The sequence below is a fragment of the Gordonia sp. OPL2 genome, assembly GCF_003797825.1.
Taxonomy (GTDB): domain Bacteria; phylum Actinomycetota; class Actinomycetes; order Mycobacteriales; family Mycobacteriaceae; genus Gordonia.
On record NZ_RKME01000072.1, the window covers coordinates 1 to 466 of the forward strand.

1 protein-coding gene is annotated in these 466 nt (G+C 70.6%); it reads right to left on the minus strand.

Features of this window, described 5'->3' with window-relative positions; genetic code table 11:
* Positions 1–179: 179 nt before the first annotated feature.
* On the minus strand, positions 180–466 hold a 287-nt coding region (locus EEB19_RS26325), incomplete at its 5' end, for a LysM peptidoglycan-binding domain-containing protein (RefSeq protein ID WP_187590281.1).

Sequence of the window (466 nt, forward strand, 5' to 3'; positions counted from 1 at the left end):
GGTGTAGCCCTGCGCCTGCAGGTGCTCTGCCAGTGCCTGCAACGGCTCAGCAGTGGAGTGCACGAAGAAGTACCCCCACAGCAACGGGCCGTTGATGTCCCAGTCGGTGTTTTCGCGGAGGTTGGCGAACAGGTTGCGGGTGTCTTCGAGATCCATGCGGGTTCCAGGGGTCGGGGGAATTACTTGTCGCAGCCCTGCAGCTTCAGCGTCTGGCCGTGACGCAGGCTGTAGGCCGGGGCCTTCAGGCCGTTGGCGCGGGCCAGGGTCGGCACGTCGCACTGGAACTTCGCCGCGATGGCGCCCAGGGTCTCGCCCTTGCCCACCTTGTGGCTGCGCACCGGCTTCGGGCGCGCGGCCGGCGCCGGGCGAGGCGTCGCCACCGCCGCCACCGGCGTGGTCGGCACACTGGTGGAGGCCGCAGCGTCGGCCACCGGCACCACGCCGCCCACGGCGACGTGGTGCCGGT